This window comes from Endozoicomonas euniceicola, from assembly GCF_025562755.1.
Classification (GTDB): Bacteria; Pseudomonadota; Gammaproteobacteria; order Pseudomonadales; family Endozoicomonadaceae; genus Endozoicomonas_A; species Endozoicomonas_A euniceicola.
On record NZ_CP103300.1, the window covers coordinates 5,653,216 to 5,679,728 of the forward strand.

Genomic DNA, 26,513 nt, shown 5'->3' on the forward strand with positions numbered 1-26,513 from the left:
AATAAAGGCAAGTTCTTAATGTCTATCCTAAGAGGGATCAATAGGGAAAGGTAATGCCTGAATGGCTGATATTGAAGTGGTTTGTAGAAAAGTTACCATTGAAATATACATGAGTGACTACCCACTTATTTTTCAAAAGAACCAATTGTTTCAATCTGCTCGTAAAAAAGACTATATAATTCTTCGGGAGTATGTCCGTCAAAGTTATTTGGATCGTCCTGGATGATAGGGAGATAGCCATTACTGATAAGAAGTGTGTTGAAAAATAAAATACAGACACTCCGGCAGTTGTAGTCATGAAACAAATGTTTGCGCTCCAGTTTCTGGCACAACTCTATTATTGCTATTATTTTTTCTTTCTGGGTGGTTTTTTCGGTAAATGTTTTTGTTTTGGCTTCATACTCACTGAAGTAATTTTCTGCATATTCCTTATGGTTCGTTATGTTTGATCTAATAGTAGCCTGTAAATTATTTTCCTTTAAATCATGCGTTAGTTTTAGGCTATATGGATATTGATGATAATTTTTATCAGCGGGTGATATTTTTAGTTTGTCAATAACTGCTTGGGTAGATTGAGTGAGTATATCATCTGGATGCCAGAAGGCAGTATCGATCAGCTTTTTTAAACCTTCTTCTGTCAAGGTTTGTCCCAGGGTAAGACCAAAACCAGTTTCTAGCGTGGTTATATCGATAGTTGGATCAAAATGTCGGGCAATATCTATTAAAAAATTACAGTTAAATAATTCTGTATTGTTTGTTATTGAATCAATACAAAATCCAAAGGCATCATACATTCTTGCTAAATATAATGGTTCATCTTCAAAAATATACCTACCCAATGGATGCTCGTTTCCATCAATCAATATCTCCCAAGGATCACAATCAGGAAGAATGGCGCCACATTTATTCTGATGAATTTTTTTCTTTAGATTCCTGCAGGATATTTCTGATTGAATAACACTTTCCAATATGCTGTTTATAAGGCTTAGGTCAGCATGCGCCATTTGTTGAGGCAAGTCCTGTATCGTCTGTAAAGTTTTCTTCATATTATCAATAGTTGATATTCGTTCTTCATGATTCTTATCATTGCTACAAGCTATATTTTCCAGATACAAAGAGAATATTCTTGTTGATATTCTGGTTAGAATCTTGTCTTCTTCCTCTTTACATACTGGCCGCAGCTTTTCTTTTAATGATCTGAATTTATCGTCTATTGAATATAGAATAATGGGCAGAGCTTCATCAAAGCTATCGGTTGTCATGAGTTTTTTTATTTCCTCAGCTGCGTTTATTTCATATAATATGGGATTGTCTTTTGGGGTTGGATTCATCAAACAGCGAATGGTTTTCATTGATTTTTCTGCCTGCCTGATCTGATTTTTTTTATTGGATATACTTTTCTTGATAGATGTTATCTTATCAGATGATAAGATATTTAATTTTTCTGGTTCTAACGAATTAATTTCTTTTAGAGTTGCAATTTCTTTGTTTAGTTTGTCTGTGTCATCATTTATTTGTTTTTTCAGATCATTAATGATGTCATTATATATTGCATACGACAAGGGAAGGTTTGTGAATATTTTTTCGGATCTGGTGACTTCTGGTTTTATTCCTAAGTCGCCTGGTGTAGTGGAAGGGCTGTCTGTACCATCTGTTTTTTTTGGTATACGTTCAGATAATGATTCGTTATTTACCATAGTATCTTCTTTTAGATCATTTACGGGGAGCAATTTTTCAGGATTTTTTTCATTACCTATAGATGCAATTGTTTTATTGTTGAGTATTGCTGAGTTCTGATCTATCGATGGTAGACCAGAATTTCTGGAAGTTGATTGGTAAAAGTCAGGACAAGTGAAGTTATCAATATACATACGTAACACCCTCTGAATAGTTATGAGTCGCACTTTATAATAAGAATGACGCTCTCCGAATATAAAAATGGCTACAAAGTTTGGGAGAGCGGCATTTTCATAGTTAAATCATTGAAATGGCTAATTTACAGTTACTACTATAAAAATGGTAATAAAGAAATACAGTAACCATCTGGTCAGTCATTCTGACACTATTATCACATCAGAAGTAACTATTCAGCACCCAGCAAAGGTTGATCGCTGTAATTCTTCATCGCAATAAGCAAGGCTTCAAAAACGTTATGCCCCTGCTTTCTCGCCGATGAGACATAACTTCGGATGCGGCTATACCATTCCGACCCTTTCTTATTTCGGATACATCCCGATATTTTCTGTTTTACCTTACCATTCCGGATGTCTCGCTCACTGCCATTGTTGTCGAAGGGTATTCTGAAGTCAGTCATGAACCTCAAGGTTTCTTCCTTGAATTTCACCAGTCGCTTGAACAGGTTAAAGGCTTTCGTATTTCTCACTTTGTCGTTGCCCCGCCGTTGCCGTAGGCGTTCCATATATTCGGCTTCCTCGGCCTGAGCCCTTTTCGCAGTCCGCTCGAACAGTGAACCAATCCGTTGGCGAATAGTCTCTGGCATCGCCTCCATGCCAATTTCTTTGAAACCGTTGCTGAGATGGCAAGCCAGCCTTAGAAGAACGTAATGAACGATGGCAGTTCTCGCAGTCTATAACCGGATGGTATTGGGTGCGCCCAGGGTCTTCGACCTGCCTAAGCGTAGAGCCTTTATGACCTCTTTGACCACCGGGCTTGCGACCAGATTTCTCTCGTAAGCTTTTGGGGTTGGGTTCAGGCTGTCGCTGCAATGTAGTTGTCATACTCCCCCATTAAGATGGGCGATTAAATGATTACTCTGGAGCAAAAAATGGGTTTGGGTGGAATCAGTATCTGGCAACTAGTCATTATTCTTCTGATTTGCGTCATGCTATTTGGAACCGGCAAGTTGAAAACTCTTGGTAGTGATCTGGGGGGAGCGATCAAAGGCTTCAAAAATTCTTTGGCTGGCGATGAACATGAATCAAAAGCCCTGGATGAAAAAGCCAAAGGTTAGCCAATATGTTTGATATGGGTTTTGGCGAAATAATTATCATCGTCCTGATGGCACTTGTGGTTATGGGGCCCGAACGTTTACCGCAGGCTATCCGCTTGATTCTGAGGTGGGTTTACTATCTGAAGCAGACAGCCAGCACATTGAAAGAGACGGTTGAGCAGGAACTGAATATTGATGAGATAAAGAAAGACCTGCAAACGGAAGCCATTGAGCGTCAGGCTGAGTTATTCCGGCAACAGGCCGAGAAAACGTCAGAAGACTTCAAAAAAATCAGCCTGAAAAATAAAGAAGAAATTGCTTGTCTGATGGATGAAGATGAAACGGCTGAATTGCAAATGGCTCATGGAAAAGAGAAGGCGGCTTGAAACCAGCCGCCTTCACGGGAACGATGATATTCTAAATGAGCAGCTTGTTCCCTGCCATATCGTTGACTATTCCACGTTTCAGATCAATAAAGAAGTGGTCAGCAGGCTGGGCATGCTTGAATTGATGATACATGCGAGCCAGGGCAGCAAAACGTGACTTGATCGTGTTCAGGTCACAGTCTTTCATTTTAACCAAACCGCCATTTTTCGGATCACCACCTACATAATCATGTTCCCAGTCAATAGTATTCAGGTCACCATCAGAATCGTGTTTGGCAAACAGGTTGGTTGCAACGTTAACTGGAATCAGTAGCTTGTAGCTCAGGTCTTCCAGAGCCAGCTCGTCACCATTACGCTGGTAGAGTGTAGCCAGACAGATTTCATTAAAGCTCACACCCATCATTTGCTGGCGGTTCATACCATATTGAGCGATGTGCGCGTAGACGGCACTGATCGCCTGAGTCATATCGGCTCTGATATTCAGGCTGTCAGCTTGGCTGATAACATCGTTGTCAGATGCTACATTAGTCAGCACACTGAGCAGGCTGAGAATCTGATTGCTATTGATATTTGTCTTCAGTTCAGACAGTACCATCAGCCAGAACAGCGGTGTACGGGCTTCAAACAGTGTCTTCATGTCTTCACCCCATTTATTCTTGAGTCTGATGTCAATGAGGACTTCCAGGTGTTTGAACATCAGGTCACGGTAGTCTTTTGCCTCCAGCATGATTTTCCATGAAACATCAGCACCTGCCCATTCGCGCCAGTCCATCTCTCGACGGTAGTAAGGGAAAAGCTTGTTATAATCCCTGACGTTCTTAAGGGTGTGGGTTTCAATTTCAAACAGATCAGGGCCATGGGGTTTGACCAGCTTGTACGACGGGGTGTAGGCAGCGAGAGAAGGGGTTTGAACATTCACCAGTGTACCTTGCTCATTGTGGTGAACAGCCGTGTCGTTGACATGGATATGACCCGCAAACTGCACTTTTACCCCGGCGGTAATCGCCTGATCAGCGGTATCCGGAGTGGGGATACGGGTGTTGTTGTATGAAGCGTCGTTAAAGACATAATAAAAGTCGTTTGCGCTTTTGTTCAAGTATTCGGTTACCGGATAATGGCTAAATATAATCAGCGCCTTACCCTGTTTTTCTGCACGACGGGTGACATCTTTCAACCAGTCAAACACGGCTTTTTTGTGGGTCTTGCCTTCTTCCCAGCCAATACCTCTATGATCCCAGTGGCCATTTTCCTTCGGTGTGTAAATGTTCATATCCACCGAACAGATCCATAAACCGTTTTCTGGTTCAGCCAGATACGTAGCGTCCGGACACCATTTTGTTGTGCCATCACTGCCCGTGATATTCAAGCCACGCTTTGCAAACTGCTCAGAGCCCCACGGGGTTTCATAGTGGAGGTAAGAAGGCTTGCTTTGAAAACCGTAGTCAGCCAGAACATCAAACATATGCTCATAACCTGCACCAAACATACGGTTGGTTTTGTGCTGTTCCTGCACAATGCTGTCGGGTGTAAAACCTCTGTCGAAATCACTGGTAACTTCAACGGAGGCACCGTCGTGTCGCAGGAACCGCTTGGTCTGGTGAGCACCAGACGGGCTGACCGGATCATGGTTACCGTTGGCAATAAAGAATTCAAAGCCGTATTTTTGGATGTAAGGCTTCACGACACGGTTAAAGCCAGCGAGAGTGTCCATTTGTCCATCGTCGGTGAAATCACCCAGCAGACAGATGTATTTAATACCCTGCTCACCCAGTTTTTCCAGTGCGCTGATAAAGGCAAAGTAGTTTTCATTGAACATGCGTGTTGAGCCAACGGAGTCCTGCATGCTGCGGATGGTGACTTCACTGTTGTAGCCGTTGAACTCGTAATCGCCAAATACGTCATGGAAGTGAACATCTGCGAGCAAGGCCACTTTCATGTTGGCAAAGTCAGGAACGTCAGGCTTTAGGGGCTGATCCTTGCTGTCATCAGTGCAGGCACCAAGCAGCGGAGCGGCCGCTGCAATGGTACCGGCTTTGGCGGTTCCTGCCAGAAAAGAGCGACGGGATAACAGTTTAGTGATTTCCATCTTGATTACTGCTTTGAAGGAGTTTTGGAGTAGGGAGATTAAATAAGGTTTGCGACAGTTCTGATACAATTTAATGACAGAAATATTTCAATGGTACGTGTGCGAAAGTCAATTAGCATTCGGTAATAGACATTCACGAAAATTCTGTGACTGGTGTTGTTGTGGCTTAGCGGATATTGCCATTCCCACCCAAACGGCGTAATGCCGTTATGGATGGAAACGATCGCCAGGTTCACTCAATTACCGCCAGGTTCCCCAGTCACCAGTTGTGCCGGGCTCTTCGCCCCGGGTCACCATTGGGCTGTCCTGGTTTTGCCAGCGTGGCTGACCACATCGCCCTGGGTATAAGCCTTGGTGGCACTCCGCGACGCGACACCGGAATCATTGCCGCCGGACTCACCACCAGAGTCGTCCGATCCGGAAGGCTGCACAACAAAGGAATACACTTCAAGCACCACATAATCGCCATGGACGACACTGGCATTTTCCAGAGGTTTAAGCACCTTCGGCGTAATCACAGCCTGCAGGGCAATGGCATCGGTAATTGCGACCGAGAACGACGCACGGAGCTTGGCACGCCTGCCAGTAAAAACATCGTTTCTCGCTTGCTTCATGAGAGTGGCTACCGCCGTCGTAAACCACAGAAAAAACAAACCATGGGTCAAAATGCCGATCGCAATGCTCAATTTGAAAAAATTGCCCATTTGCGAAAAGAGTATCTTGATGCGGGCAAACCAGTGATCAGTATCTACACCAAAAAGAAAGAATTGCTGGGTAATTTTTATCGTGAAGGCATTGTTGATTCTGCAGAACCGGTTATCGTTAATGACCATGATTTCCCCAGTGCCAGCGATGGCAAGGTCATTCCTCATGGAATTTACGACCTGAGCAAAAACACTGCGTCCCTGCATCTTAACGCCAGCCATGATACGACTGAATTTGCATGCGAAAGCATTGAACTCTGGTGGAATGAGCAGGGTCGGCGTGACTATCCAAATCATAACGAGTTGCTCATTTTATGTGATGGCGGAGGCAGTAATAGTGCGTTGACGTATATTTTCAAGGAAGATTTACAAGCACTGTCGAATCGCCTGGGTTTGGTAATCCGGATAGCGCACTATCCACCATACTGTTCCAAATACAACCCAATGGAGCATCGCTTATTTCCCCATGTGACGTACGCCTGTAAGGGGGTATCACTGGAAAGCATCGAAACAGCAGCACACTACATGAGCAAAACAGAGACAACCACAGGTCTTGCAGTGACAGTCAGGATTATCGACAAAGTCTTCGAGACTGGCCGGAAGTATGCGGCTGATTTCAAGAAAAACATGACCATTCAGTTCGATAAGTTTCTACCAAAATGGAACTATAGAGCTATTCCTGCCACTGGATGAAATCTGGAAGTTATTTCGGGACTATTCCTTAGCATCATCCATTTTATAGCGTTTTATGCGTCGCTCTTTTTTGTTGGTCGTGGTCGTGCATTCTCCGGAGATGACCCTACCGTAGGCTGAGAAGCTACACAGGAGAGAAAGAAACAGAGCAGTAACATACTTCATGAGCAGGCCTGAACAGTTGCAGTAGTGCCGCATCAGAAATATAGAGGGTTCTCCGGAATTTGAGGTAAAAAAAAGACCCGATTTTGAGTCGGGCCTTATGGTTTATTGATTCAGATCAGTCAGAGGGTCATCAGAATTTTAGCCAGCATCAGTGCGCTGACAGTACCAATGGCTGAACCAAAGATGCCCATCATCAGGCCTGCAGGAACCAGGGCCTTGTTATAGGTGCCCGCAAGGATTGGTGCAGAAACAGAACCACCAATATTGGCCTGGGAAGCAATGCCGCAGATGTAGAGGTCGAGCTTGAAGACTTTTGCCATGATCAGCAGAACCATCAGGTGGAACAGCAGAATCAGGAAGCCGGCCAGAATATAGAAGGCGGTATCGCCGAAGTCGATGGTGGAGAAGTCAGTCGATGTTGCGATCAGACCAACAACAACATACAGCAGTACGCTACCCACATGGTCAGAGCCTTTTACAGACTTCAGTGGTGTCATGCTACCAATGATGCCAGCGATAGTAGCCAGAACCACAACCCAGCCACTGCCGCTGAAGAAGCCACGCAGGCCGGACAGGAAGTTCTCGTCGGTCAGGTTGCCAGGGTTGATGTACTGCTTGCCCAGAACCATTACCGCACCAGCTACAGCCAGACCCAGACCGATAGTGATCATGAAGTCCATGAACTCGTATTCGCGCTTGTCTTCATTCTTGGCGGCAGTGATGTTGATGTGCTCGATGATCTTGTCAACGTCAGCACTGTTCGCGCCCGAGAATTTATTGAACTTCTCACGCATTGGTGCGAAGGAAATCATCAACACCAGCCAGATGGAAGCACAGATGTTATCCATCAGGAACGCATAGGTCAGCGCTTGGGAACCGTCGGCAACGTTCAGGCCCTGCTGGGTAGCCGCCATATTGGTGGAGCCACCAATCCAGGACGATGAAAGGATGGACAGTGTCTGCCAGGCGTCGACTTCGAAATGAGACTTGAATGCGGTGTAAACAATGATGAAACCGGCAACGATACTGGCTGTTACGGTCAGGAAAGAGCCCATCAGACGTGGCCCGAGCTTGAAGACATCACGAATGTCGTTTTTCAGTAGTAGCAGGAACAGCATCATTGGCAGCAGGTAGTATTTCAGCTTACCAATAAATACGCGCATTTCAGGGGTTAGTTCCCAGATATGCAGAGAGGCACCAATCATTCCGCCAAAATAAATAAAAGTCAGAGCCGGAATAATTTTAAACAGGCGCCACTGGAGCCTTTTCTCACAAAAAAGAACAGCTGTGATAAAAATCATCAGCAAAGAAAAGAAACTGAAAGGACTGGTTATCATTAATTAATTCCCTTGTACAACGGGTAACTCAAGTGAATTTCTTGATGTTGTTATATCTACTTATCCGTAAGCAGGGAGTGAACCCGGGTTGATGGTTTACTCTTCGAGATCGAAGTGTTGTTGATTGTCTTTGTATAGATTATGTAATGCGTAAAAGACCATTTGATATTACATAGTAAAAGTATCGCATAACTATAAGTAGAGTCGCTTACAAGAATTGAGCTGGGTTTCGCTACTGGTGGTCAAGATTTCGTAATAGCGGGTTTTGCTTTGATTGTTTGTCGTCATGTTCGTATTGGTGTTGTTTCGTAACTATTCAGCACCCAGACTCCCCCTACTTGTCCAGAGGCGCTCTTAACGGATTTTTGAAGTGGTCCCAAAAAATCAGACAGGAGTGTAAGCTCTGATTCATAACAAGAAGGACAACGTGATCATGAGCAAAAAACGTAAACAATACAGCTCAAGTTTCAAGGCCAAAGTTGCTCTTGCTGCCATCAAGGGAGACCAGACTAACTCTGAGCTGGCAGCACGCTTTCAGGTTCATCCCGCCATGGTGAGCACCTGGAAAAGGGAACTGCTGGAACGTAACTATTCAGCCCCCAAACGATAGACTGGAAATTTTGTGATTTTGTGCCATTTTGAAAGACAGTTTTCAGGCATCTACCCGTCATGAGTCAACCCGCTCCCGAATTCCAGATTATCGTCGCTCTCCTTACTGCTGTGAACGAGCAACAGGAGCAGCTTACTCGTTTGAGTGAGCAGGTTTCAAAACTGGAAGCAGAGAACAAGGAGCTGAGCGACAGGCTCAATACTAACAGCAGAAACAGTAGCAAGCCTCCTTCTACGGATGGTTATGCCAAGCCTTCCGCCAAGAAAAAAGACTCATCTGGTACGACGCCAGACCCGGACAATGATCCGAAAGGCGAAAAGCCCAACCCCAAAAGCTTACGAGAGAAATCTGGTCGCAAGCCCGGTGGTCAAAGAGGTCATAAAGGCTCTACGCTTAGGCAGGTCGAAGACCCTGAGCGCACCCAATACCATCCGGTTATAGACTGCGAGAACTGCCACCGTTCATTACGTTCTTCTAAAATCGTCAAGCTAATCGAAAGACAGGTATTTGAACCTGGTCGTTTTGGTCACTTTGAAGTCACGGCTCATTTAGCGGAAGTCAAGAAGTGTGAGTGTGGTCATGTAACCCTCGGTAGCTTTCCGGAAGGCGTTGACTCCCATGTTCAGTATGGGCCTGCTACCCAGGCGCTGGCGGTGTATCTCTGCCAGTACCAGTTGGTGCCATACAAACGCGCTTCCCAGTTTTTCCTGGATATTTTCGGGCTGGATGTCAGTCCGGGTTCCATTTGTACGTTCCAGGAAAATGCCTATGATCAACTGGCCAGCACCGAGCAGGCAATTGTCGATGTTCTTAAGAACGCCCCCATTGCTGGTGCCGATGAGACAGGCATGCGGGTGGCTGGTTCGCTATGGTGGATGCACGTTCTGCGTAGTGAAAAATGGACGCTGTATCACCTTGATCCCAGTAAAGGTCACTCTGCCATAGAGTCAATGGGCGTCTTGCTGACTTTTGCCGGAATACTGGTTCATGACTATTACAAGGCTTACTTCCGCTATGCCGCTCTTCATGTGCTGTGCAACGCTCATCACCTGAGGGAGTTGCAGGGTGTTGTTGGCCGGGATTGCAACCATCTGGCTGCACGCCTTCAGCGGATGCTAAGGCTGGCTTGGCATCTCAGCACCGGTTTCAAAAAAATTGGCATGGAGGCGATGCCAGATACTATTCGCCAACGGATTAGTTCGCTGTTCGAGCGGACTGCGAAAAGCGCTCAGGCCGGGGAAGCCGAATATATGGAACGCCTACGGCAACGGCGGGGCGACGACAAAGTGAGAAATACGAAAGTCTTTAACCTGTTCAAGCGACTGGTGAAATTCAAGGAAGAAACCTTGAGGTTCATGACTGACTTCAGAATACCCTTCGACAACAATGGCAGTGAGCGAGACATCCGGAATGGTAAGGTAAAACAGAAAATATCGGGATGTATCCGAAGTAAGAAAGGGGCGGAATGGTATAGCCGCATCCGAAGTTATGTCTCATCGGCGAAAAAGCAGGGGCATAACGTTTTTGAAGCTTTGCTTATTGCGATGAAGAATTACAGCGATCAACCTTTGCTGGGTGCTGAATAGTTACGTTCCAGACTCTTCGCCCTGGATCCACCATAAAGAGTCAAAAACATTAGTGACTATCGAAAAAATGGATAAATTTCAAAACCGTCATCAATTTTATTACAGAAAACGTAAAGGTGTGAATAATATTCAGCTAAAAAACTCATGAAATTATGCTTTTTATCGAACCACATCTCTCCTACATCTGGATCAAAAAAACTGGCGTCATCATCACCAATCCAGGCAGAAACTGCATGACTCGAACTCCCCCGGAAATAAATAATGGCATAACACTGGGTAAACCCAACTAATGCTTCATAAATAGCGCCAGGAGGTGGTTGTTTTTGGATGTGTTGGACGAATTTATAACTCCATCCTCCTACGGTCTTAGAGGAGCTCGCTTGTAAAACGTTATGATTAATAAGGACAGGAAACATTCCTTGACCCATCAAGAAGTTTTTGACGTTTTCAACCGTCGATAAACACTGTTGAAGATAGCCCGCTTTATGCCAAATGGTTACATCCAGGTTTGCATCAGATCTTATATGATTGGAAAGGCTGCCCTCATGAGCATGGTAAACAATCCATAAAGTACTGAGTGCCGTACAAACACCAGGTATATAACGTTTCAACTCTTGTATAGAGGATAAAGGTTCGTCTTGAGAGAATCTCCAAGTGATATGCCCATGATGACGATTTACTAAATCAATAAGCCATTCTTCAAAAGTCACTTTCTTATCCGAACACAAGAATGTACACACTCGAATCTCAAGCTTTCTCTGACCGAATGAGAAGCTATGTGAATTCTTACGCTGGCCTCACTGCTTCCACTCAGGCTTTAAGGCTTCGCAGAGCTTTCATCGTAGCAACAGGAGGCTAGCTTAACCAATCATGGTAGATGCAACTGATTTCCACAACTTTTTCCTCTACTTAAAGGCGATGAAGAACCTGAGACTGAGAGTCGAGTTTTAGGTTTTTCCCGAAGAACACCCGGCAAAATAATCACTTGTATTTTGCCGGGTGCGTTAGAAAACGGGAAGAAAATAAGGGAAGTCGCATACAAAAATGCCCCATCGTCATCCCTGCGAAGGTGCTGGTATGTTATTGAGTGCCACTACCCTAAGCCTCGACGCTCGACGCTGCTTTTAGCTACTTTCCGGTTCAGTGGCTTCTTCCGTAGCTTCTTCTTCTGATCCTGCCTCTTCCTCTGTTTGTTCACCTTCCTGTGTAGACTTCATTTCAGCTTCGATCACAGGGATGATTTCTTTATCCAGAAAAATCTCCAGGTCTTTCATGATGACCTCTTTAACAGAATCTATATCGAGCGAGTCACCTTCTTCAATGCTTCCGGCAGAAACTATCTGAACGAGTTCTCTGACAATGCCTGTTAAATCTGAAGATAACTTATCTTTTAGTTTTGGAAGGATCAAACCCAGTTGGATTTTGAATGCAATATCATCTGACACGGTTTAATAACTCCCGCACTGGTTCATCAAAGCTTTAAATATAGCAGTGAAGGCTTGGAATATTACTTTTTTAGAGGGCGTAACTTGACCAATCTTCTTCGGGGTATTTTCCATTGCCTGCCTGCTATGCTCCGGTAACCACTGCCCCCAAGGCCGCCTGTGTCAGTGAATCCACAGGAAACCTCTTGCCTCAGGTTTGTTAATCTTCTGCCCAGGGGAGTTCAGGCAGGGTATCAAGGTATTGGCTGTAACGCTTTTCATCAAAACTCATACCACCTTCAACCACATGGGTCATCTCTTGCCCTAGTGCGCAGGCGATGTACTCCAGTGCTTCCTGTTCTGAGAAGCCCGTCATGCGGAGGCGCATCATGGTCTCTTTTACTTTTACCGGGTTGCCTTCATCCAGTTGATTCCGGGCAACGTCGATCAGCATTTCACCGGTAAAAAGAGTTTGATTATCTGTCATGTTTATTACTGCTTCAGTAGGTTCAGTGAGTATATCAATTCAAATCAATAAATGATTTATTTGCTTATGTCTGTTTACGCTCTTTCAAACAAGTGCCTGACCTGTTCTGTTCGTGCAAATCGTTTTACGCCATGCTGACTGTCGAACAGAATCACAAAGTTACTGTCATTCACTTCAATCACTCTGCCGACACCAAAAATGCTGTGTCTAACCCTTGCGTCAGGTTGCCAGGGTTCATTGTCTGAGGCCGCGCTTGCCTGGTGCAGAGAAGACAGAACCGCCTGTCTGGCAGGGTGAGACCGGGCTTTGTTGTAGGACTGTCTTTTTTGCTGACTGAGAATGTCTTTGCGGGAAGGTATTCTGGCAATGGCTTCTGCCAGCTCCGGACGAACTGCTTCCAGATAAAGACGACTTTGCCGGGTCAGGCCAGTCTGTTCCATGGCTTTTATCAGAGAGTCATTGTCGTTGTCGTGTAGATACTGACTGAAGGTTTGAGCCGCAGGAAGTGCCATTTCAGCCAGAAAACGACTGGGGGTGACTTTTTTGTCCTGTGCCCAGTTTGCTGACAGGGTATGAATATCGCCAGGGCAGGTGAACAGGTGTAATGTCTTTCTGGCTCTGGTCATGGCAACGTACAGCAACCGTCGTTCAGCCTCAAGGTCGTTGGCTGTTGGTCCGGCAAGGTCGTCTTCACGAACAAAGGGCCAGTACTTGCCGGTCAGCCCCGGAATAAAGACGACAGGCCATTCCAGTCCTTTCGCCCGATGGCTGGAGCTGAGGGTGATCAGTTGGTTGTCTGAACGACTGCGGGATCGTTCCCGGTTTTTCTGCTTCAGGACAGCAATATGCTGATAGCATTCAGAGGGTGATACATTGAGCTGCCGGATGTAAGCAAGCAGTCCGTCAATTGCCAGCAGCTGTTCTTCAGTTCGCTGGTCATTAAGGCTCATGGATTGCAGACTGTCGCGCAATTCTGTCTGAATAATGTAGTTGTTCAGCAGTTTGGTGGTTGTTTCGCTGTCGCCACTTTTTTCCAGGTAGCTCCAGACTTTTCCGCGGATAGCGAGTTTCTTGCGCTGATAGTCTGAGATGCCAGTGAGTCGCTCTGAATAAAGGGACAGCGCTTTTCCATAGCCATCCTCAAGTCTTTTAAGGTTGTCAACCAGTTGTTCGGCAAGATGGGTTTTCAGCCCGATATGAGGCAGTGTCAATAATCGTTGTAGACGTTTCTGGCGCTGGTCAATGCTCATAAAATGGAATTGACCGCTGTTTAGCTCCAGTGCAGCCATTAGGGCGTCGATTTCGGGGCGCTCAAACAGTGACGGGCCGTCATGACGGTACGGTATTCCCCGCTCAAGCAGGCTCAATTCAATGGGAACAGCCTGCGCCCAGACTCTGACCAGTATGGCCAGTGCTTCCGGTACGGGTTGTTGCAGATGGTTAACCAGCGCCTTAATAAGGGTGTCAGTTTCATCCTGACTCTGTGTGACCTCAATGTTTGAGGGGGCGTTATCATTATGAGCCTGACAAATAACATTTTTGCGGGCTTTGTTCCGGGCAATCAGATGGCTGGCAGCCATGGCAATACTGTGACCATAGCGGAAGGTGTGAGGCAGTGTCAGCTGGTCAACCTCAGCCTGTTGACCAAAGTCGTTTTCAAAATGGCTGAGGATATTGTTAATGTTCGCCCCGGCGAATTCGTAGATGGTCTGGTCAGGATCACCAACGGCGACCACTCTGGCCCTTGCTCCGGCAATGATCTGGGTAAAGCGGTGTTGCAGGGTTGAGGTATCCTGATACTCATCAACAATAATGTAGTCCATCTTGTTCGTCACACGGGGCAGAATTTCCGGGTGTTGCTCAATCAGACAAACGGTGTCGTACAGCATATCGGTGAAGGTGATACGGCGATGCTCATGTCGCCACTGCTCAAAAGCGTAGAATATCGGCTGAAAAAAACGGAATTCATCAGGGTAGTTATTCTCTTTGAAGTATTGTTCTGGCGTCGTCAGAAAGGCTTTTACCGAATCAATAAACTGGATAACGCTTTCGATGTATTTGGCCGTATCACTTTTCAGACGGTCTTTCATAGTACCGGGAGCAAACTGGAATATCAGGTTCCTGATCAGCAGTTCGGTCTCTTTGTCTCCCATTGGCTGACGTTCAAAGGGCGTTCTGAGCCCCCAGCTTTCGAGGGATTTTAACAGCCGCAGACCGGTTGAGTGGTAGGTTCTTACTTCAGGCAGCGGTATTTCGACAGGCAGTGACTGCCTCACCAGCCTGTGCAGTTTGTCGCTGAAATCCAGCTGAGCCGATTTGTTAAACATCATGACCATTATGCGCCGGGCATCCGCGCCGGAAGCCAACAGGTTTTTGATCAGATGTGCCAGGGTCGTGGTTTTGCCAGAGCCTGCAACGGCGATGCACAGGGCGTGACCATTCTGGTGGCTGGCAACAGTTTGCTGATGAGGCGTCAGTTCCATAGAAAGTGATTACGACTGAAAGAGAGACTGGGGTAAAAAAGTAAAAACTGAATAGCCTGCTTATCGTAACAGAATCTTAATGCCAGCGTTACAGCATCGTCTGGCAATTAATCAAAATGCAAACGCAATAAAAATAAATTAGAAATACTTTTTCGCTATTAAAAGCAACTTGCTACGGCAATTCTTCTCCGAAGCAGTTGGAATGTCATAATATTAGTTCTATTGACTGAGAACGCCTGATACTGCAAGTCACGCTCAGTGGCTGCAGGTTTAAGCAGTACGGAGCAGGGAGGCTCAGAGATGAAACAGCACCACTACTTGTTAGAAGACCTGAGAGCGGCAGAGGATGCCGTTGTAACGCTGGAAAATGCCGGCATTCCCCCCAGGCAGATTCATGTTTTCCATAATGATCACCTTGCCATGCAAAAACGCAATATGAATGATGCCAGCTTTATCAGTGAGCTGGATATTCTTCATGCGGGTGAGCGTGGTTTGCTGGTCGGTCTATTTGCAGCCGGGCTGGTGGCTTTCATTATCTGGGAGCTGATGGCTGGCCATGAAGTGGTGGCGATGGTCAGTGTTTTTGCTGGTCTCGTAGCGATGGGCTTTTGTACCTGGCTGGGCGGGATGATCGGCGCCAGTAGTGATAATTACCGGATTCAGCCCTATCACGACCATATCGCAAAGGGTGGGAGTGTCATTATTGTTGATGTCAATCTGGGTAAAGAGTTGTTTGTTCTGGATACAATGGCCACCATTCATCCTGAAGCCCTGCATAAAGGGTTGAGCTCCTCAATTGATAATCCTGTGGCTGGTTCGTTCTTCCTGCGAAAGCGTGCAGAGTGGTGATCGGAACTGTTAGACTCGCATCCGGTAATCGAAGAGGTTTACCTGGTGCTTGTGACCATTTCCCGATATTCATTTCCCTATGAAGCCTGGCTGGCAAAAGGTTTGCTCGACAGTCAGGATATACCTGCGTTTGTTTTTGATGAGCACCTGATCGCAATGAACTGGCTTTACTCCAATGCCGTTGGAGGTGTTCGGTTGTTGGTGCCAGAAGCTTGTGTGGACTGTGCGAAAGAGTTGCTGACGTTGGAGGGTGTTGTAGAAGACGGTGAGGAGCATTACCGTTGCCAGCAGTGTGGAAGCTGCGATACAGAAATACAGTTGTCTGGTAAACGCCGGGCCTTTCTGATGTTTATGCTGATACAGTTTCCACTGTTTCCAGTCAGGGAGTTTTACTATTGCCGCACATGTGGTTGTAAAAGCGATCCGGTGTCGCGCATTCCCGGTTGTTATCTTGTTCCACCATTGCAAGACTGATTCTGGTTGTTTGCCGCCTATTTTGCTGAATGTTCAAAGTTCTTGAACGAGCTGTCAGATCATTCGGAAAGTACTTTCTGTTCAATTTTGATCTTCTGAGTATAATGCGCAGCCAGTTTCTGGCTTCCTTCAAGGTGTTTTTCTCCATGCAAGTTCTTATGAGCCTGGTTGGTATGGTCGCGATACTCGGTATTGCGTACCTGCTTTCCGATAACCGTAAAGCGATTAACCTTCGTACCGTTGGTGGTGCTTTTGCCATACAGGCGCTCCTGGGTGCTTTCGTACTCTATATCCCATTTGGTCAGACTGTCCTGTCTGGCATGACGAATGGCGTGCAGGCAGTATTAAACTATGCCAGCGATGGTATTGGTTTTGTATTTGGTGATCTGGCGAATTTCAAAGTTGGCTTTATCTTTGCCATACACGTTCTGCCAGTGATTATCTTTGTGGCAGCCCTGGTGGCGGTTCTGTATCACCTGGGTGTTATGCAGAAGGTGATTGGTGTGATCGGCGGTGGTTTGCAGAAACTGTTGGGCACCAGTCGTACAGAATCCCTATCCGCAGCAGGCAATATCTTTGTAGGTCAAACAGAAGCACCGCTGCTGGTTCGTCCTTATATTGCCAAAATGACTCAGTCTGAGCTGTTTGCCGTTATGGTTGGTGGTCTGGCTTCCGTTGCCGGTGCGGTTATGGCGGGTATTGCCAGCATGGGGGTAGACCTCCAGTACCTGATTGCAGCCAGTTTTATGGCGGCACCGGGTGGTTTGCTGATGGCGAAAATCATCAAACCTGAAACCGAAGTGCCTCATGATTCCGCTGAAGCCCTGGAAGAGACCGATGAAGAAAAGCCTGCCAACCTGTTTGATGCAGCTGCGGGCGGTGCGGCTTCCGGTCTGAAACTGGCGGCGGTGATTGGCGCTATGCTGCTGGCTTTCATCTCTCTGATCTCCATGGCTAACGGTATCATGGGCTGGGTTGGAGGCTTTGTTGGTCAGCCGGACCTGAGCGTTGAAATGATTCTGGGTTACCTCTTCTCACCACTGGCGTTCATTATTGGCGTACCCTGGTCTGAAGCTCTGAGCGCTGGTTCTTTCCTGGGCCAGAAGATTGTTCTGAACGAGTTTGTAGCGTTTTCTAACTTTGCTACTTACGTCGATCCTGAAGCGGCTCTGGCAGCCGGTGTTGAAGTGTTCTCTGAGCATACTCAGGCGGTCATGACTTTTGCGCTGTGTGGTTTTGCTAACCTGTCTTCTATCGCTATTTTGCTGGGTGGTCTGGGTTCCATGGCTCCAAACCGTCGTGGCGACATTGCCCGGTTTGGCTTGAAGGCTGTGGCAGCGGGTACATTGTCTAACCTGATGAGTGCTACGATTGCGGGTCTGTTTATTGCTCTGTAAGAAGAGGCTAAACCTGCACTTAAAAAAAGGCCGCATTTTGTGGCCTTTTTTTATGGGAATTAAAAAATACTAAGCGAGTCGTATTCTGGATTTGCTGTCGTAAACCAAATAAGAATGATCGTATTCGGAAATATTCTAAATAAAAAAAATGCGTTGTTGATGTTTTGCTATTTTAAGAATGCCTGACAATCAGAAATCATTTTTGATCTGATCTAAATTTTGGACTGTCAAATACAGGGGATTCTTACTGTTACCATTTGTTGTTATGTCAATAAAAATTTTATTTATAAAAGTCATCACAACTCACTATATCGATGTGGTGGCTTATATGGCTGCAGTGCCAATGTGCAGCGTACTCCTTCACTTGCAGTAGTTTTTCTGTTCCGTTCCATGGTTTTAGTCTGATCAGGCTATAGACTTTGAATCCATTTTTTCTGTCACTTGTTTTATTGGATGTTCGATGTGTGTGGTGTTTGCATTACCTAAATACTGTTAATGACATTGTACTCAATGGCTAATTGTCAAGGTTAGAAATAAGTTTTCAGGTTATTTTACGGGTAGATCATGAAGAGTTGGTGTAATCCTGCAATATTATGCAGATATTCTTTCTTGTTTATTTTGTTGTGTCAGGTGACGGGTAGAGTTGAGGCAGCAGATTATCTGCTTATACTGCAGAGGGATGGCAAAACAACCAGTATTCTTCTGAATTTAACTGAGGATGAAGAAAATAATTCTGGTATCTTGAACACTTTTTTTGGAATGTTTAATTATTGTCTCTCCCGATGGAGGGATGATCCGCAATCGACTGTTCCTCCTGAAGAATATGAAATGGGGGGGCACACTTATGCAAGCGTGCCTGTTGCAGCGCGGGGGGGAGGAGCGCAGGAACCCGATCAGGGCCAAGGCCATTCAGAGGAACCTGATGAAAGCTCCCTGGATTTTATCACGGAGGCTGACAGCCCTATCATCAACCAGCAGCCTGAGGCTGTCAGCCGCCACCCGGTCATCCGCTCAGTTTACACAGGCAATAGCCATGTCACTGCCTGGCTGGAAGAAAATATCTCTTCTGAGGGGGTACCAGAGCATAGCCCTGTTTACCAGGTTCCCAGAAACCGTCTTGAAGAGTTTGCCGGCTTGATGGCCAGTCTAATGCGCGGGGATGGTGAGGAGACAAATTCGTGTGGCCCAATACGCCGCTGTGGTAAGTATGTGTTTGATTCCAGTTTGAACCCTAAGTGGAAGTGGGGAAGATTTATTGTCCCGTGTATCGGGGGGCTTGCTCTAGGTGGAGGAATTGGAGCGATAAGCCAGGGTTTTAATGGGCTGGGATCGTGCATTATTACGACGGGTGGGATAGCTACCCCGACCAGCACATGGGCTTTCGGATACGCACCATTTTCTAATGAATTTCTAGTGGATTTTTCATTCAGTTGGGACAGTTTACCCGTTACCTGGCCTCAAATGGCCTATCTTCGGCAAATCGCCAGTATCTTGAGGCGTACTGGAGAATACCGTTTTATAACCTCCTCTTTTGATTCACTTCTCCGAAGGCAGGTTCTGAAATTTCGCGTTGGCATGCCTGAGACCGTGGATGCAGGTCAGCTTGAAGGGTGGCTCCAGAGTTTGAATCAGCAGTCTGGATCCAGGTTCACGATCAATGTACAGCCTTTCAGCGAGTAGAGCTATACAGCCGGTCAAACAGCCAGGTTTCTGAATGATGGTTGACCTTATACAGAGCAGCAGGCCGATTGCTGCCCCTTCTCAGTTTTCCTGTATCAATCAGCAAGTCCCCTTGCAGGAAGCGGTTTCGGATAGAGCGCATAGGTGGTGCTTTGTCCAGTACGGCTGAAAAAACGCCATGAATTTCTGACAGTGTAAAGGCATCAGGTAGCAGATAGACGGGCAGTGATGAATACTGGATTTTGCTTTTCAAGCGATCAAGCGCCTGTTGAACCAGGCGGCTATGGTCGTAAGCCAGTTGCTCGTTCAGGGTTTTGGCCTCTGTGGTCAGCCATTCTGCTCCTGGTGCAAGTTGCTCACAGTCATTGTTATCGATCAGGGCGCAGTAGACGACCGTCATCGACCATCCCCGTGAGTCCCGTCGATTGTCCCCCAGGGTCACTACCTGTTCCATGTAACCGGGCTTTTTACTGGTCAGACGCTCAATCTGACGATAAGCGGTATCGTCAATGCTCTGGTCCTTGACCGGATCAATTTTTCCGGCAGGTAACATCCACTGCGGGTCGTTTTTGCCTGCCTGTATCTTTTGGGCAAGCACATGCAGCTTGTCCTTAAGTAGCCGGAACGCAACCACATCGACTGAAATGAGTGCCGTATTCAGGCTCATATAAATTCCTTTGATATCAGCAGATTAACAGTTATTCGTTGGTATTCTACCTCAGTCTTCCGAGTGATTGTCGGCTTGACAGGATAGTGAACCTAATTCACTATGTTAGTGAACCACCTTCATTTTGTCATCCTGAGGTCATCATGGTTGAAATTAATTCTTCTGACATCATTGCCTCCTTCGATGTGGATGCCCAGAACTGCTTCACCCCTCTGTGCCCTGAAGAACTGCCAGTACCCGATGGGCATACCATTGCCAATGCACTGAATGCTCAGGCTGAGCTGGCGCACTGGCGAGTGGCTTCGAAAGATGCTCATCCTGTGTCAGCAGTCTGGGTGGCCAGTAAGGAAAACCCGCAGCTGACGCCTTTGAGTGGCCACGCTAACTCTGATCTTTACTGGAATCTTCATGCGGTGCCGGGAACCTATGGTTTTGAGTTGCTGGAGGGGCTGCCAGCGGTGACGGATTATGATTTCTTTGTCTGGAAAGGTATTGAGCCTGACCTTCACCCTTATGGTGCCTGCTATCACGATCTGGCTGATACCCGCAGTACGGGGGTGATTGAGTTTCTGCGTGACCGCAATACCCGTACTGTGCTTGTTGGAGGGCTGGCGCTGGATTTCTGTGTCAAAGTGACGGTATTGCAGTTGTTGCAGGCGGGGTTCAGGGTGATCGTCAACCTGTCGGCAACACGAAGTCTGACCGAAGTAACAGAGCAGCAGGCGATGACACAGATGCGTGAGGCAGGTGCAGAATTTATTAATAGTCTGGACGAACTGGTTTTCAGTTCCCAGTCAGTGAAGGAAGCCTGAATTTGATGATTAATTGCACAGCGGGTGCTATTGAAACGGTCACGGTAAAACCAATTATTACCTCATTGCTGGATACTGATCTCTACAAGTACACCATGCAGCAGGTGATGTTCAGTTGTTACCCTGAGGCCACGGGTAAGATGAGCTTCCGTTGTCGCTCGGGTCAGCTGAATCTGGACTTGCTGGAGCTGCGCCGCCAGATTGATTTGCTGGCCGAGCTGTCACTGACAGAAGAAGAGTTGCTCTGGTTAAGTGAGTTGCCTTTTATAACGCCTGAATTTGTGCACTGGTTGCGTCGGTTTCGTCTTGACCCGAAAGCGGTTCATATTGCTGAGACCGGCGGGCATGTAGACATTACGGTGGCTGGCAACTGGGCTGAAATTACCCACTTCGAAATCTTTATTCTGGCTATTGTCAGTGAGCTTCACTGTCGTCGGCATTTTGGTGGCAAGCCTGAACGTTCAGGAGAGCTGCGATTACAGACGAAGATTCAGCAGTTTAAAGTGGATCTGGGCGATGACGCAGATTTTAACCTGGTGGATTTTGGTACCCGGCGACGTTTCTCCGGACAGTGGCATGAGCATGTGGTCAAAACCTTACAGAAAGAACTGCCCTTAGCCTTTGCGGGAACCAGTAATCTGCATCTTGCCCGAATCCTTGGTCTTAAACCTGTTGGTACTATGGCTCATGAATGGCTTCAGGCTCATCAGGCGCTGGGTGACCGATTATCCGACTTTCAACAGGATGCCTTATTTACCTGGCTGGACTATTACCACGGTCAGCTGGGAATAGCCCTGACCGACACGATCAGCATGAAAGCGTTCCTGCAGGACTTTGACCACCGCCTCGCTACCGCTTATGCCGGTATCCGGCATGATTCCGGTGATCCTGTGGCATGGGGTGAGCAGGCGCTGGCGCACTATGCCAGCCTGGGTATTGATGCCCGTGACAAGGTGCTTGTGTTCAGTGACAAGTTGGATTTTGATACGGCATTAATGCTTTACCGGCACTTTTCGGGTCGGGTTAAGGTCAGTTTTGGTATTGGCACCTACCTGACTAACGATATGGGGCAGCCTGCGCCGAATATTGTTCTTAAGCTGGTGGAGCTGAATGGTCAGCCTGTTGCCAAGCTGTCTGACAGTCCGGGCAAAACCATGTGTGAAGATGATGAGTTCGTTGCCAGGCTCAGGGCTTCCTTCCTCAGGGAAGCATCATAACTGCTCAACCTTAAGAGTATGAAAAGTCAGCAGTTTCAATAAAAATAGTTATAACTGGTGGTTGACGGACAGGGATTAAATATGGAGAATGCGCAGCATCAAGACGACGGGGCGATGCGCTGACACGGCAAACCGAACCGGAGCTTGCATTATGGTGGACCCTGTCGGTCCCCCCGCAATGATCAGCTGTCAACCCCGCCAGGCCCGGAAGGGAGCAACGGTAGCAGTGACATCATGTGCCGGGGTGTGGCTGGCAGGGTTTGCCTCCAATCCCGAATTGATCCTGTCTCTGCCGCTCAGGCGCCCTGGTAAACATTACACTACCTTTTATCGATGCCATCTGATGACTGGTGCTTCTGTGTACGTATTTACCTTGAATGTTGATCGGTGACTGATAGTGCATTCTTATGGCATCTTCGTTAGCATAGGTTTCACACATTTCTATTACTGGGTATTGACGCTTTTCAATGAGCTATCAGGTTCTTGCTCGCAAGTGGCGACCTCGTTCTTTCAAGGAGCTGGTTGGGCAGACGCATGTTCTGCAGGCTCTGGTGAATGCACTGGATCAGGATCGTCTGCACCACGCTTATCTGTTTACCGGTACCCGCGGGGTAGGTAAAACCACCATTGCCCGAATTCTGGCAAAGTGTCTCAACTGCGACGAAGGGGTGAGTTCGACACCCTGCGGGCAGTGCGCTGCCTGCTGTGAAATCGATGACGGTCGTTTCGTTGACCTGATTGAGGTGGATGCGGCATCCCGCACCAAGGTGGAAGACACCCGGGAGCTTCTCGATAACGTTCAATACGCTCCGACCCGAGGGCGCTTCAAGGTGTACCTGATTGACGAGGTACACATGTTGTCGGCGCACAGTTTTAATGCGCTGCTGAAAACCCTGGAAGAGCCACCTCCCCATGTGAAGTTTTTGCTGGCGACAACAGACCCGCAAAAACTGCCCATCACCATTTTATCCCGCTGTTTGCAGTTCGGCCTGAAGAATATGACGCCGGAACGCATTGTCGGGCATCTGGAAAATGTTCTCAGTAGTGAACATATACCCTATGAAACCTCGGCACTCTGGCAGTTGGCGCGTGCGGCTGATGGCAGTATGCGGGATTCCCTGAGCCTGACGGATCAGGCCATAGCCTTTGGCAACGGACGGGTTTCTGAAGGTGAAGTCAGCTCAATGCTGGGTACCATTGACCAGGGGCAGGTCATGAAAATGGTTCGGGCGCTGTCTTCTGCCGATGCCGGAAGTGTCCTTAAGGCGGTTGCTGAGCTGGCAGAACATGCGCCGGATTATATGGCGGTACTGAATGATATGCTGTCGGTGCTGCATCGGGTGGCGATTGCCCAGGCGGTTCCGGATGCGGTGGACAACAGTCAGGGTGATCGGGAACAGGTGTTGCAGCTGGCGGGTAATATGCGGGCAGAAGATGTTCAGCTGTATTACCAGATTGGCCTGGTGGGTAAGCGAGACCTGCCATTAGCGCCAGAGCCAAGAAGTGGTTTTGAGATGGCCTTGCTGCGTATGCTGGCCTTTCGGCCTGAGCCGGTGCAGATTGAATCAACCGTTGCTGGTGGTTCTCCTGTTGATGTTGCCGGCCCGGCTGCTGATCCTTCTGAAGCGGCGGAGCCTGAGCCCGAGCCTGCGAATGCTGCGGAACCTATTGTTCCTGAGAGTGTTCCTGAGAGTGTTCCTGAGCATGTGGTTGAGTCGGTGCCGCCTGTATCTCGATCTGAGGAAGTCGCCCCTGTCGCAGAGCCTGTGCAACCGCCTCCAGTTGTAGCAGTGAATCCTTTGCCAGAGAACTTTTCGCCTTCGCCCGCTCCAGCGGTGGTTGAGCCGCAGGTGGAGCAGGAGCAGCCCTCTGCTGAACAGTCTGACTATTTATCGGAGGCGCCGCCCTTGCAGGAGGCGCCGCCGTTTGATGCTGATCAGGCGGAGGCTTCGGGCTTTCAGGCTGACTATGTGCCTGCTGTCGCACCGGATGCAGAGCCGGGTGATCGGGAAGACGATGATGTACCTCCACCAATGTCAACCTATGAAAGTTATGCGGCCAGCATGGATTTACAGAATCTGCCCATGCCTGAGCCAGCTGCTGTGCCGCAGACAGTTGATGAGGCCCCAGTACTGCCTGACCCTTCCGAGCGGGTATGTCTGACCGATCTGGATGCCCTGAGCTGGATTCCGGTTTATCGCAGTCTGCCACTGGGTGGTGTTACCCGAACGATTGGGTCTCATTGTGAATACGTTGCACACAGCAGCGGTCGTATTGATCTGCGTCTGGATGAACGACGTAGTACGCTTTATAACGACACTCATCGTGAACGCATTGAAAAGGCAGTATCAGACTATTTTCAGCAGCCGGTGCGCCTGCAGGTAGAGGTTGGCGTTGTACAAACTGAAACACCGGCAGCCTGGCGTGAACGGAAAATTGCCGAACGTCTGCAGCAGGCCCGCGATAGTATATACAGTGATGCCAATGTGCAGTCACTGATTGACCAATTCACTGCTGTTGTTCTGGACGACAGCATTCAGCCCGTAGGTAATGTCATAAAGTAGCGGTTGGTTGCTGGACGACGGGCGATTGTATTTAATCACACGAACCTTAATAAGGAGTCACTATGTTCAAGGGTGGTATGGGCAATCTGATGAAGCAGGCCCAGAAAATGCAGGAAGACATGCAGAAGGCTCAGGAAGAGCTGGCTAACGCTGAAGTGCAGGGTGAATCGGGTGCTGGCATGGTAAAAGTCACCATGACAGGCCGTCACGATGTTAAGCGTGTAGAAATTGATCCAAGCCTGATGGAAGAAGACAAGGAAATGCTGGAAGACCTGCTGGCGGCGGCAGTGAACGACGCTGTTCGTAAGGTTGAAAGCAATAACAAGGAAAAAATGTCTGGCCTGACAGCAGGTATGAATCTGCCCGATGGCTTCAAGATGCCATTCTAATCAAGAGACGGGTCATCTATGTTCAGTCCTCTGATCAGGGAATTGATGGAAAGTCTGCGCTGTTTGCCGGGAGTCGGCCCTCGTTCTTCCCAGCGGATGGCTCTGCATCTGCTGGAGCGGGACCGGGAAGGTGCCTTAAGACTGGCAAAAGCCTTGCAGGAAGCTGCTGAAGGTGTGGGTCGCTGTCAGGACTGCCGAACCCTTTGTGAAGATCAGCTGTGTGATATCTGTGCTCATGGGGGGCGAGAGTCGACAACGCTCTGTGTGGTTGAAAACCCGTCGGATGTTATGGCTTTCGAGCAGGCGGGTGGTTACCGGGGTCGGTACTTTGTACTGATGGGACACCTGTCGCCTATTGATGGCGTAGGCCCCGGTGATATAGGCGTAACCGAGCTGTTGACATTGGTGGAAAAGAATCAGGTCGCTGAAGTGATTCTGGCAACCAACCCTACGGTAGAAGGTGAGGCAACAGCCCATTATATTGCTGAAGAACTGAAGCGCAGAAAAGTAGAGGCTACCCGTATTGCTCACGGTGTTCCCCTGGGCGGCGAGCTGGAGTATGTCGATGGCGGCACTCTGGCTCATGCCCTGGCAGGTCGCCGTAAGCTGCTTACTTAGCGGGCAGAGATTAAAAGCGCCGATAATTCTGAATGGATTGTCGGCGCTTTTTTATATCCGGCTTTTTATGTTCAGTGCGTAGGTTGGGTAGACGCTTGTAAATCTTTTTTGTTGAAACCATTTTTGCAGTAGTGGTGACATTGAGTGAGAAAACGACGTCAGCTCGATAAAAAAGCGGTCAGGCAGGAGTAGAAAATATTTGATGAGTTGTCGTCGGTTATGTTGCGGGCGGAGCAGGTTTAGCTGCTCCATTGTGCATGGCTTTGGCTGTTCAGGCTTTGATATTAAGAACCGAACGGCTGGATGTCTGTTCCTCGTGGTTTTTGGCATACCGTTTGCGTTTCAGAGACTGAACAGTCGTACTGGTACCGTGGTCATGAATGAGCATATTCGTCTGCGTAGTGCGGCAGTGAGTCATGGCAACCTGGTGGTTACCATTCGGGAAAGCTATAGCGCCAGTCAGCCGCCTTTCAGTGGTGGTGATACGGTGGTGTTGCCGGATTCAAACATTGTCGTTGACCAGGGGGATAAGCACCTGTTTATCGTGCCAGAGGGCAATTCACTCCATGATGTGGTGAATGCCATCAATGCCGTTGGGGCTACCCCGTCAGACCTGATGGCGGTATTGCAGGCTTTGGAACAGGCAGGCGCGGAAGATCAGGCACTTCGATCCGTTGCCCAGGACTTTGAAGCGATGATGCTGGAGCAGATGCTGAAAAGTATGCGTGACGTGAGTGAGGTGCTGGCTGAAGATGGCTTGTTGAGCAGTCGTGAGCAGAAGTTCTGGCGGGAGTTTCAGGACTCACAACTGGCGCTGGAGCTGGCAAGGTGTCAGGGATTGGGTCTGGCTGATGCGATTGTTGCCCAGGTTGAGGGGGCAGTGAAAGGCGGGTAGCAAGTAAAGGGCGCTCGTCGTATTGGAGTGCGCCTGCTGG

The 26,513-nt window shown here is 47.8% G+C and carries 26 protein-coding genes and 1 other RNA gene; 16 read left to right on the plus strand and 11 right to left on the minus strand.

The window, feature by feature from the left end:
• Positions 1-125: 125 nt before the first annotated feature.
• Both NX720_RS23015 and NX720_RS23020 read right to left on the minus strand, forming a co-directional pair.
• Positions 126-1,871: a hypothetical protein gene (locus NX720_RS23015; RefSeq protein ID WP_262597799.1), complete on the minus strand. Its 1,746-nt coding sequence runs from the start codon at positions 1,869-1,871 to the stop codon at positions 126-128.
• Between the two features lie 212 nt (positions 1,872-2,083).
• On the minus strand, positions 2,084-2,509 hold the full coding sequence (locus NX720_RS23020) for an IS66 family transposase (protein ID WP_262597801.1): 426 nt from the start codon (positions 2,507-2,509) through the stop codon (positions 2,084-2,086).
• A gap of 255 nt (positions 2,510-2,764) precedes the next feature.
• Between NX720_RS23020 and tatA the strand changes: the two genes are divergently transcribed.
• Together tatA and tatB are read left to right on the plus strand one after the other, a co-directional pair.
• Positions 2,765-2,971 (plus strand): twin-arginine translocase TatA/TatE family subunit, encoded by a 207-nt coding sequence (tatA, locus tag NX720_RS23025; RefSeq protein ID WP_318654066.1) that lies wholly within the window; start codon positions 2,765-2,767, stop codon positions 2,969-2,971.
• 5 nt (positions 2,972-2,976) lie between these two features.
• The gene (tatB, locus tag NX720_RS23030; RefSeq protein ID WP_262597803.1) at positions 2,977-3,336 is read left to right on the plus strand and encodes a Sec-independent protein translocase protein TatB; all 360 of its coding nucleotides are present in this window, start codon (positions 2,977-2,979) and stop codon (positions 3,334-3,336) included.
• 31 nt (positions 3,337-3,367) lie between these two features.
• On the opposite strand, the gene NX720_RS23035 is transcribed toward tatB, so the two are convergent.
• Together NX720_RS23035 and NX720_RS23040 are read right to left on the minus strand one after the other, a co-directional pair.
• On the minus strand, positions 3,368-5,422 hold the full coding sequence (locus NX720_RS23035; RefSeq protein ID WP_262597805.1) for a metallophosphoesterase family protein: 2,055 nt from the start codon (positions 5,420-5,422) through the stop codon (positions 3,368-3,370).
• Positions 5,423-5,712: 290 nt separating this feature from the next.
• Positions 5,713-6,036, minus strand: a complete 324-nt coding sequence (locus NX720_RS23040; protein WP_262597806.1) for a hypothetical protein — start codon at positions 6,034-6,036, stop codon at positions 5,713-5,715.
• On the opposite strand from NX720_RS23040, the gene NX720_RS23045 reads away from it, so the two are divergent.
• On the plus strand, positions 6,028-6,819 hold the full coding sequence (locus tag NX720_RS23045; RefSeq protein WP_262597807.1) for an ISAzo13 family transposase: 792 nt from the start codon (positions 6,028-6,030) through the stop codon (positions 6,817-6,819). The genes NX720_RS23040 and NX720_RS23045 overlap by 9 nt on opposite strands.
• Before the next feature lie 21 nt (positions 6,820-6,840).
• Here the strand turns inward: NX720_RS23045 and NX720_RS23050 are convergent, their stop codons facing one another.
• A complete protein-coding gene (locus NX720_RS23050; protein WP_262597809.1) occupies positions 6,841-6,984 on the minus strand; it encodes a hypothetical protein in 144 nt (47 codons plus the stop codon).
• 119 nt (positions 6,985-7,103) lie between these two features.
• Positions 7,104-8,321 (minus strand): DUF819 family protein, encoded by a 1,218-nt coding sequence (locus NX720_RS23055; protein ID WP_262597811.1) that lies wholly within the window; start codon positions 8,319-8,321, stop codon positions 7,104-7,106.
• Positions 8,322-8,754: 433 nt separating this feature from the next.
• On the opposite strand from NX720_RS23055, the gene NX720_RS23060 reads away from it, so the two are divergent.
• Both NX720_RS23060 and tnpC read left to right on the plus strand, forming a co-directional pair.
• Positions 8,755-8,931: a transposase gene (locus NX720_RS23060; RefSeq protein WP_262597812.1), complete on the plus strand. Its 177-nt coding sequence runs from the start codon at positions 8,755-8,757 to the stop codon at positions 8,929-8,931.
• Positions 8,932-8,990: 59 nt separating this feature from the next.
• Positions 8,991-10,517, plus strand: coding sequence for an IS66 family transposase (gene tnpC, locus NX720_RS23065; RefSeq protein ID WP_262597813.1), 1,527 nt, complete (start codon positions 8,991-8,993; stop codon positions 10,515-10,517).
• Positions 10,518-10,573: 56 nt separating this feature from the next.
• Here the strand turns inward: tnpC and NX720_RS23070 are convergent, their stop codons facing one another.
• The 4 genes from NX720_RS23070 to NX720_RS23085 form a co-directional block, all read right to left on the minus strand.
• Positions 10,574-11,227, minus strand: a complete 654-nt coding sequence (locus NX720_RS23070) for a YopT-type cysteine protease domain-containing protein (protein WP_262597814.1) — start codon at positions 11,225-11,227, stop codon at positions 10,574-10,576.
• A 414-nt stretch (positions 11,228-11,641) separates the two neighbouring features.
• Positions 11,642-11,962 (minus strand): hypothetical protein, encoded by a 321-nt coding sequence (locus NX720_RS23075; protein ID WP_262597816.1) that lies wholly within the window; start codon positions 11,960-11,962, stop codon positions 11,642-11,644.
• A gap of 199 nt (positions 11,963-12,161) precedes the next feature.
• Positions 12,162-12,428: a hypothetical protein gene (locus tag NX720_RS23080; RefSeq protein ID WP_262597818.1), complete on the minus strand. Its 267-nt coding sequence runs from the start codon at positions 12,426-12,428 to the stop codon at positions 12,162-12,164.
• Positions 12,429-12,502: 74 nt separating this feature from the next.
• Positions 12,503-14,911 carry an ATP-dependent helicase gene (locus NX720_RS23085; RefSeq protein WP_262597820.1) on the minus strand — a complete coding sequence of 803 codons (2,409 nt, stop codon included), beginning with the start codon at positions 14,909-14,911 and terminating at the stop codon, positions 12,503-12,505.
• Between the two features lie 300 nt (positions 14,912-15,211).
• Here NX720_RS23085 and NX720_RS23090 point away from each other — a divergent pair, with 300 nt between their 5' ends.
• The 4 genes from NX720_RS23090 to NX720_RS23105 all read left to right on the plus strand — a co-directional run bounded on the left by NX720_RS23090 (position 15,212) and on the right by NX720_RS23105 (position 19,311).
• Positions 15,212-15,760, plus strand: a complete 549-nt coding sequence (locus NX720_RS23090) for a hypothetical protein (RefSeq protein ID WP_262597821.1) — start codon at positions 15,212-15,214, stop codon at positions 15,758-15,760.
• 45 nt (positions 15,761-15,805) lie between these two features.
• Positions 15,806-16,234 carry a DUF2007 domain-containing protein gene (locus NX720_RS23095; protein ID WP_262597822.1) on the plus strand — a complete coding sequence of 143 codons (429 nt, stop codon included), beginning with the start codon at positions 15,806-15,808 and terminating at the stop codon, positions 16,232-16,234.
• A gap of 146 nt (positions 16,235-16,380) precedes the next feature.
• Positions 16,381-17,631 carry a NupC/NupG family nucleoside CNT transporter gene (locus tag NX720_RS23100; protein ID WP_262597824.1) on the plus strand — a complete coding sequence of 417 codons (1,251 nt, stop codon included), beginning with the start codon at positions 16,381-16,383 and terminating at the stop codon, positions 17,629-17,631.
• A gap of 609 nt (positions 17,632-18,240) precedes the next feature.
• Positions 18,241-19,311: a hypothetical protein gene (locus NX720_RS23105; RefSeq protein WP_262597825.1), complete on the plus strand. Its 1,071-nt coding sequence runs from the start codon at positions 18,241-18,243 to the stop codon at positions 19,309-19,311.
• On the opposite strand, the gene NX720_RS23110 is transcribed toward NX720_RS23105, so the two are convergent.
• Positions 19,301-19,978, minus strand: a complete 678-nt coding sequence (locus NX720_RS23110; RefSeq protein ID WP_262597826.1) for an NUDIX hydrolase — start codon at positions 19,976-19,978, stop codon at positions 19,301-19,303. The two genes, NX720_RS23105 and NX720_RS23110, sit on opposite strands and share 11 nt — an antisense overlap.
• 143 nt (positions 19,979-20,121) lie before the next feature.
• Between NX720_RS23110 and NX720_RS23115 the strand changes: the two genes are divergently transcribed.
• The 7 genes from NX720_RS23115 to NX720_RS23145 all read left to right on the plus strand — a co-directional run bounded on the left by NX720_RS23115 (position 20,122) and on the right by NX720_RS23145 (position 26,473).
• A complete protein-coding gene (locus NX720_RS23115) occupies positions 20,122-20,790 on the plus strand; it encodes an isochorismatase family protein (RefSeq protein ID WP_262597827.1) in 669 nt (222 codons plus the stop codon).
• Positions 20,791-20,795: 5 nt separating this feature from the next.
• On the plus strand, positions 20,796-22,007 hold the full coding sequence (gene pncB / locus NX720_RS23120) for a nicotinate phosphoribosyltransferase (RefSeq protein ID WP_262597830.1): 1,212 nt from the start codon (positions 20,796-20,798) through the stop codon (positions 22,005-22,007).
• Positions 22,008-22,169: 162 nt separating this feature from the next.
• Positions 22,170-22,266, plus strand: an RNA gene (ffs, locus tag NX720_RS23125) — signal recognition particle sRNA small type.
• A gap of 208 nt (positions 22,267-22,474) precedes the next feature.
• Positions 22,475-24,571 carry a DNA polymerase III subunit gamma/tau gene (dnaX, locus tag NX720_RS23130; RefSeq protein ID WP_262597831.1) on the plus strand — a complete coding sequence of 699 codons (2,097 nt, stop codon included), beginning with the start codon at positions 22,475-22,477 and terminating at the stop codon, positions 24,569-24,571.
• A 62-nt stretch (positions 24,572-24,633) separates the two neighbouring features.
• A complete protein-coding gene (locus NX720_RS23135; protein WP_262597834.1) occupies positions 24,634-24,960 on the plus strand; it encodes a YbaB/EbfC family nucleoid-associated protein in 327 nt (108 codons plus the stop codon).
• Between the two features lie 18 nt (positions 24,961-24,978).
• Positions 24,979-25,578, plus strand: a complete 600-nt coding sequence (recR, locus tag NX720_RS23140) for a recombination mediator RecR (protein ID WP_262597835.1) — start codon at positions 24,979-24,981, stop codon at positions 25,576-25,578.
• A gap of 202 nt (positions 25,579-25,780) precedes the next feature.
• Positions 25,781-26,473: a flagellar basal body P-ring protein FlgI gene (locus tag NX720_RS23145; RefSeq protein ID WP_262601644.1), complete on the plus strand. Its 693-nt coding sequence runs from the start codon at positions 25,781-25,783 to the stop codon at positions 26,471-26,473.
• The last annotated feature ends 40 nt before the right edge of the window (positions 26,474-26,513 follow it).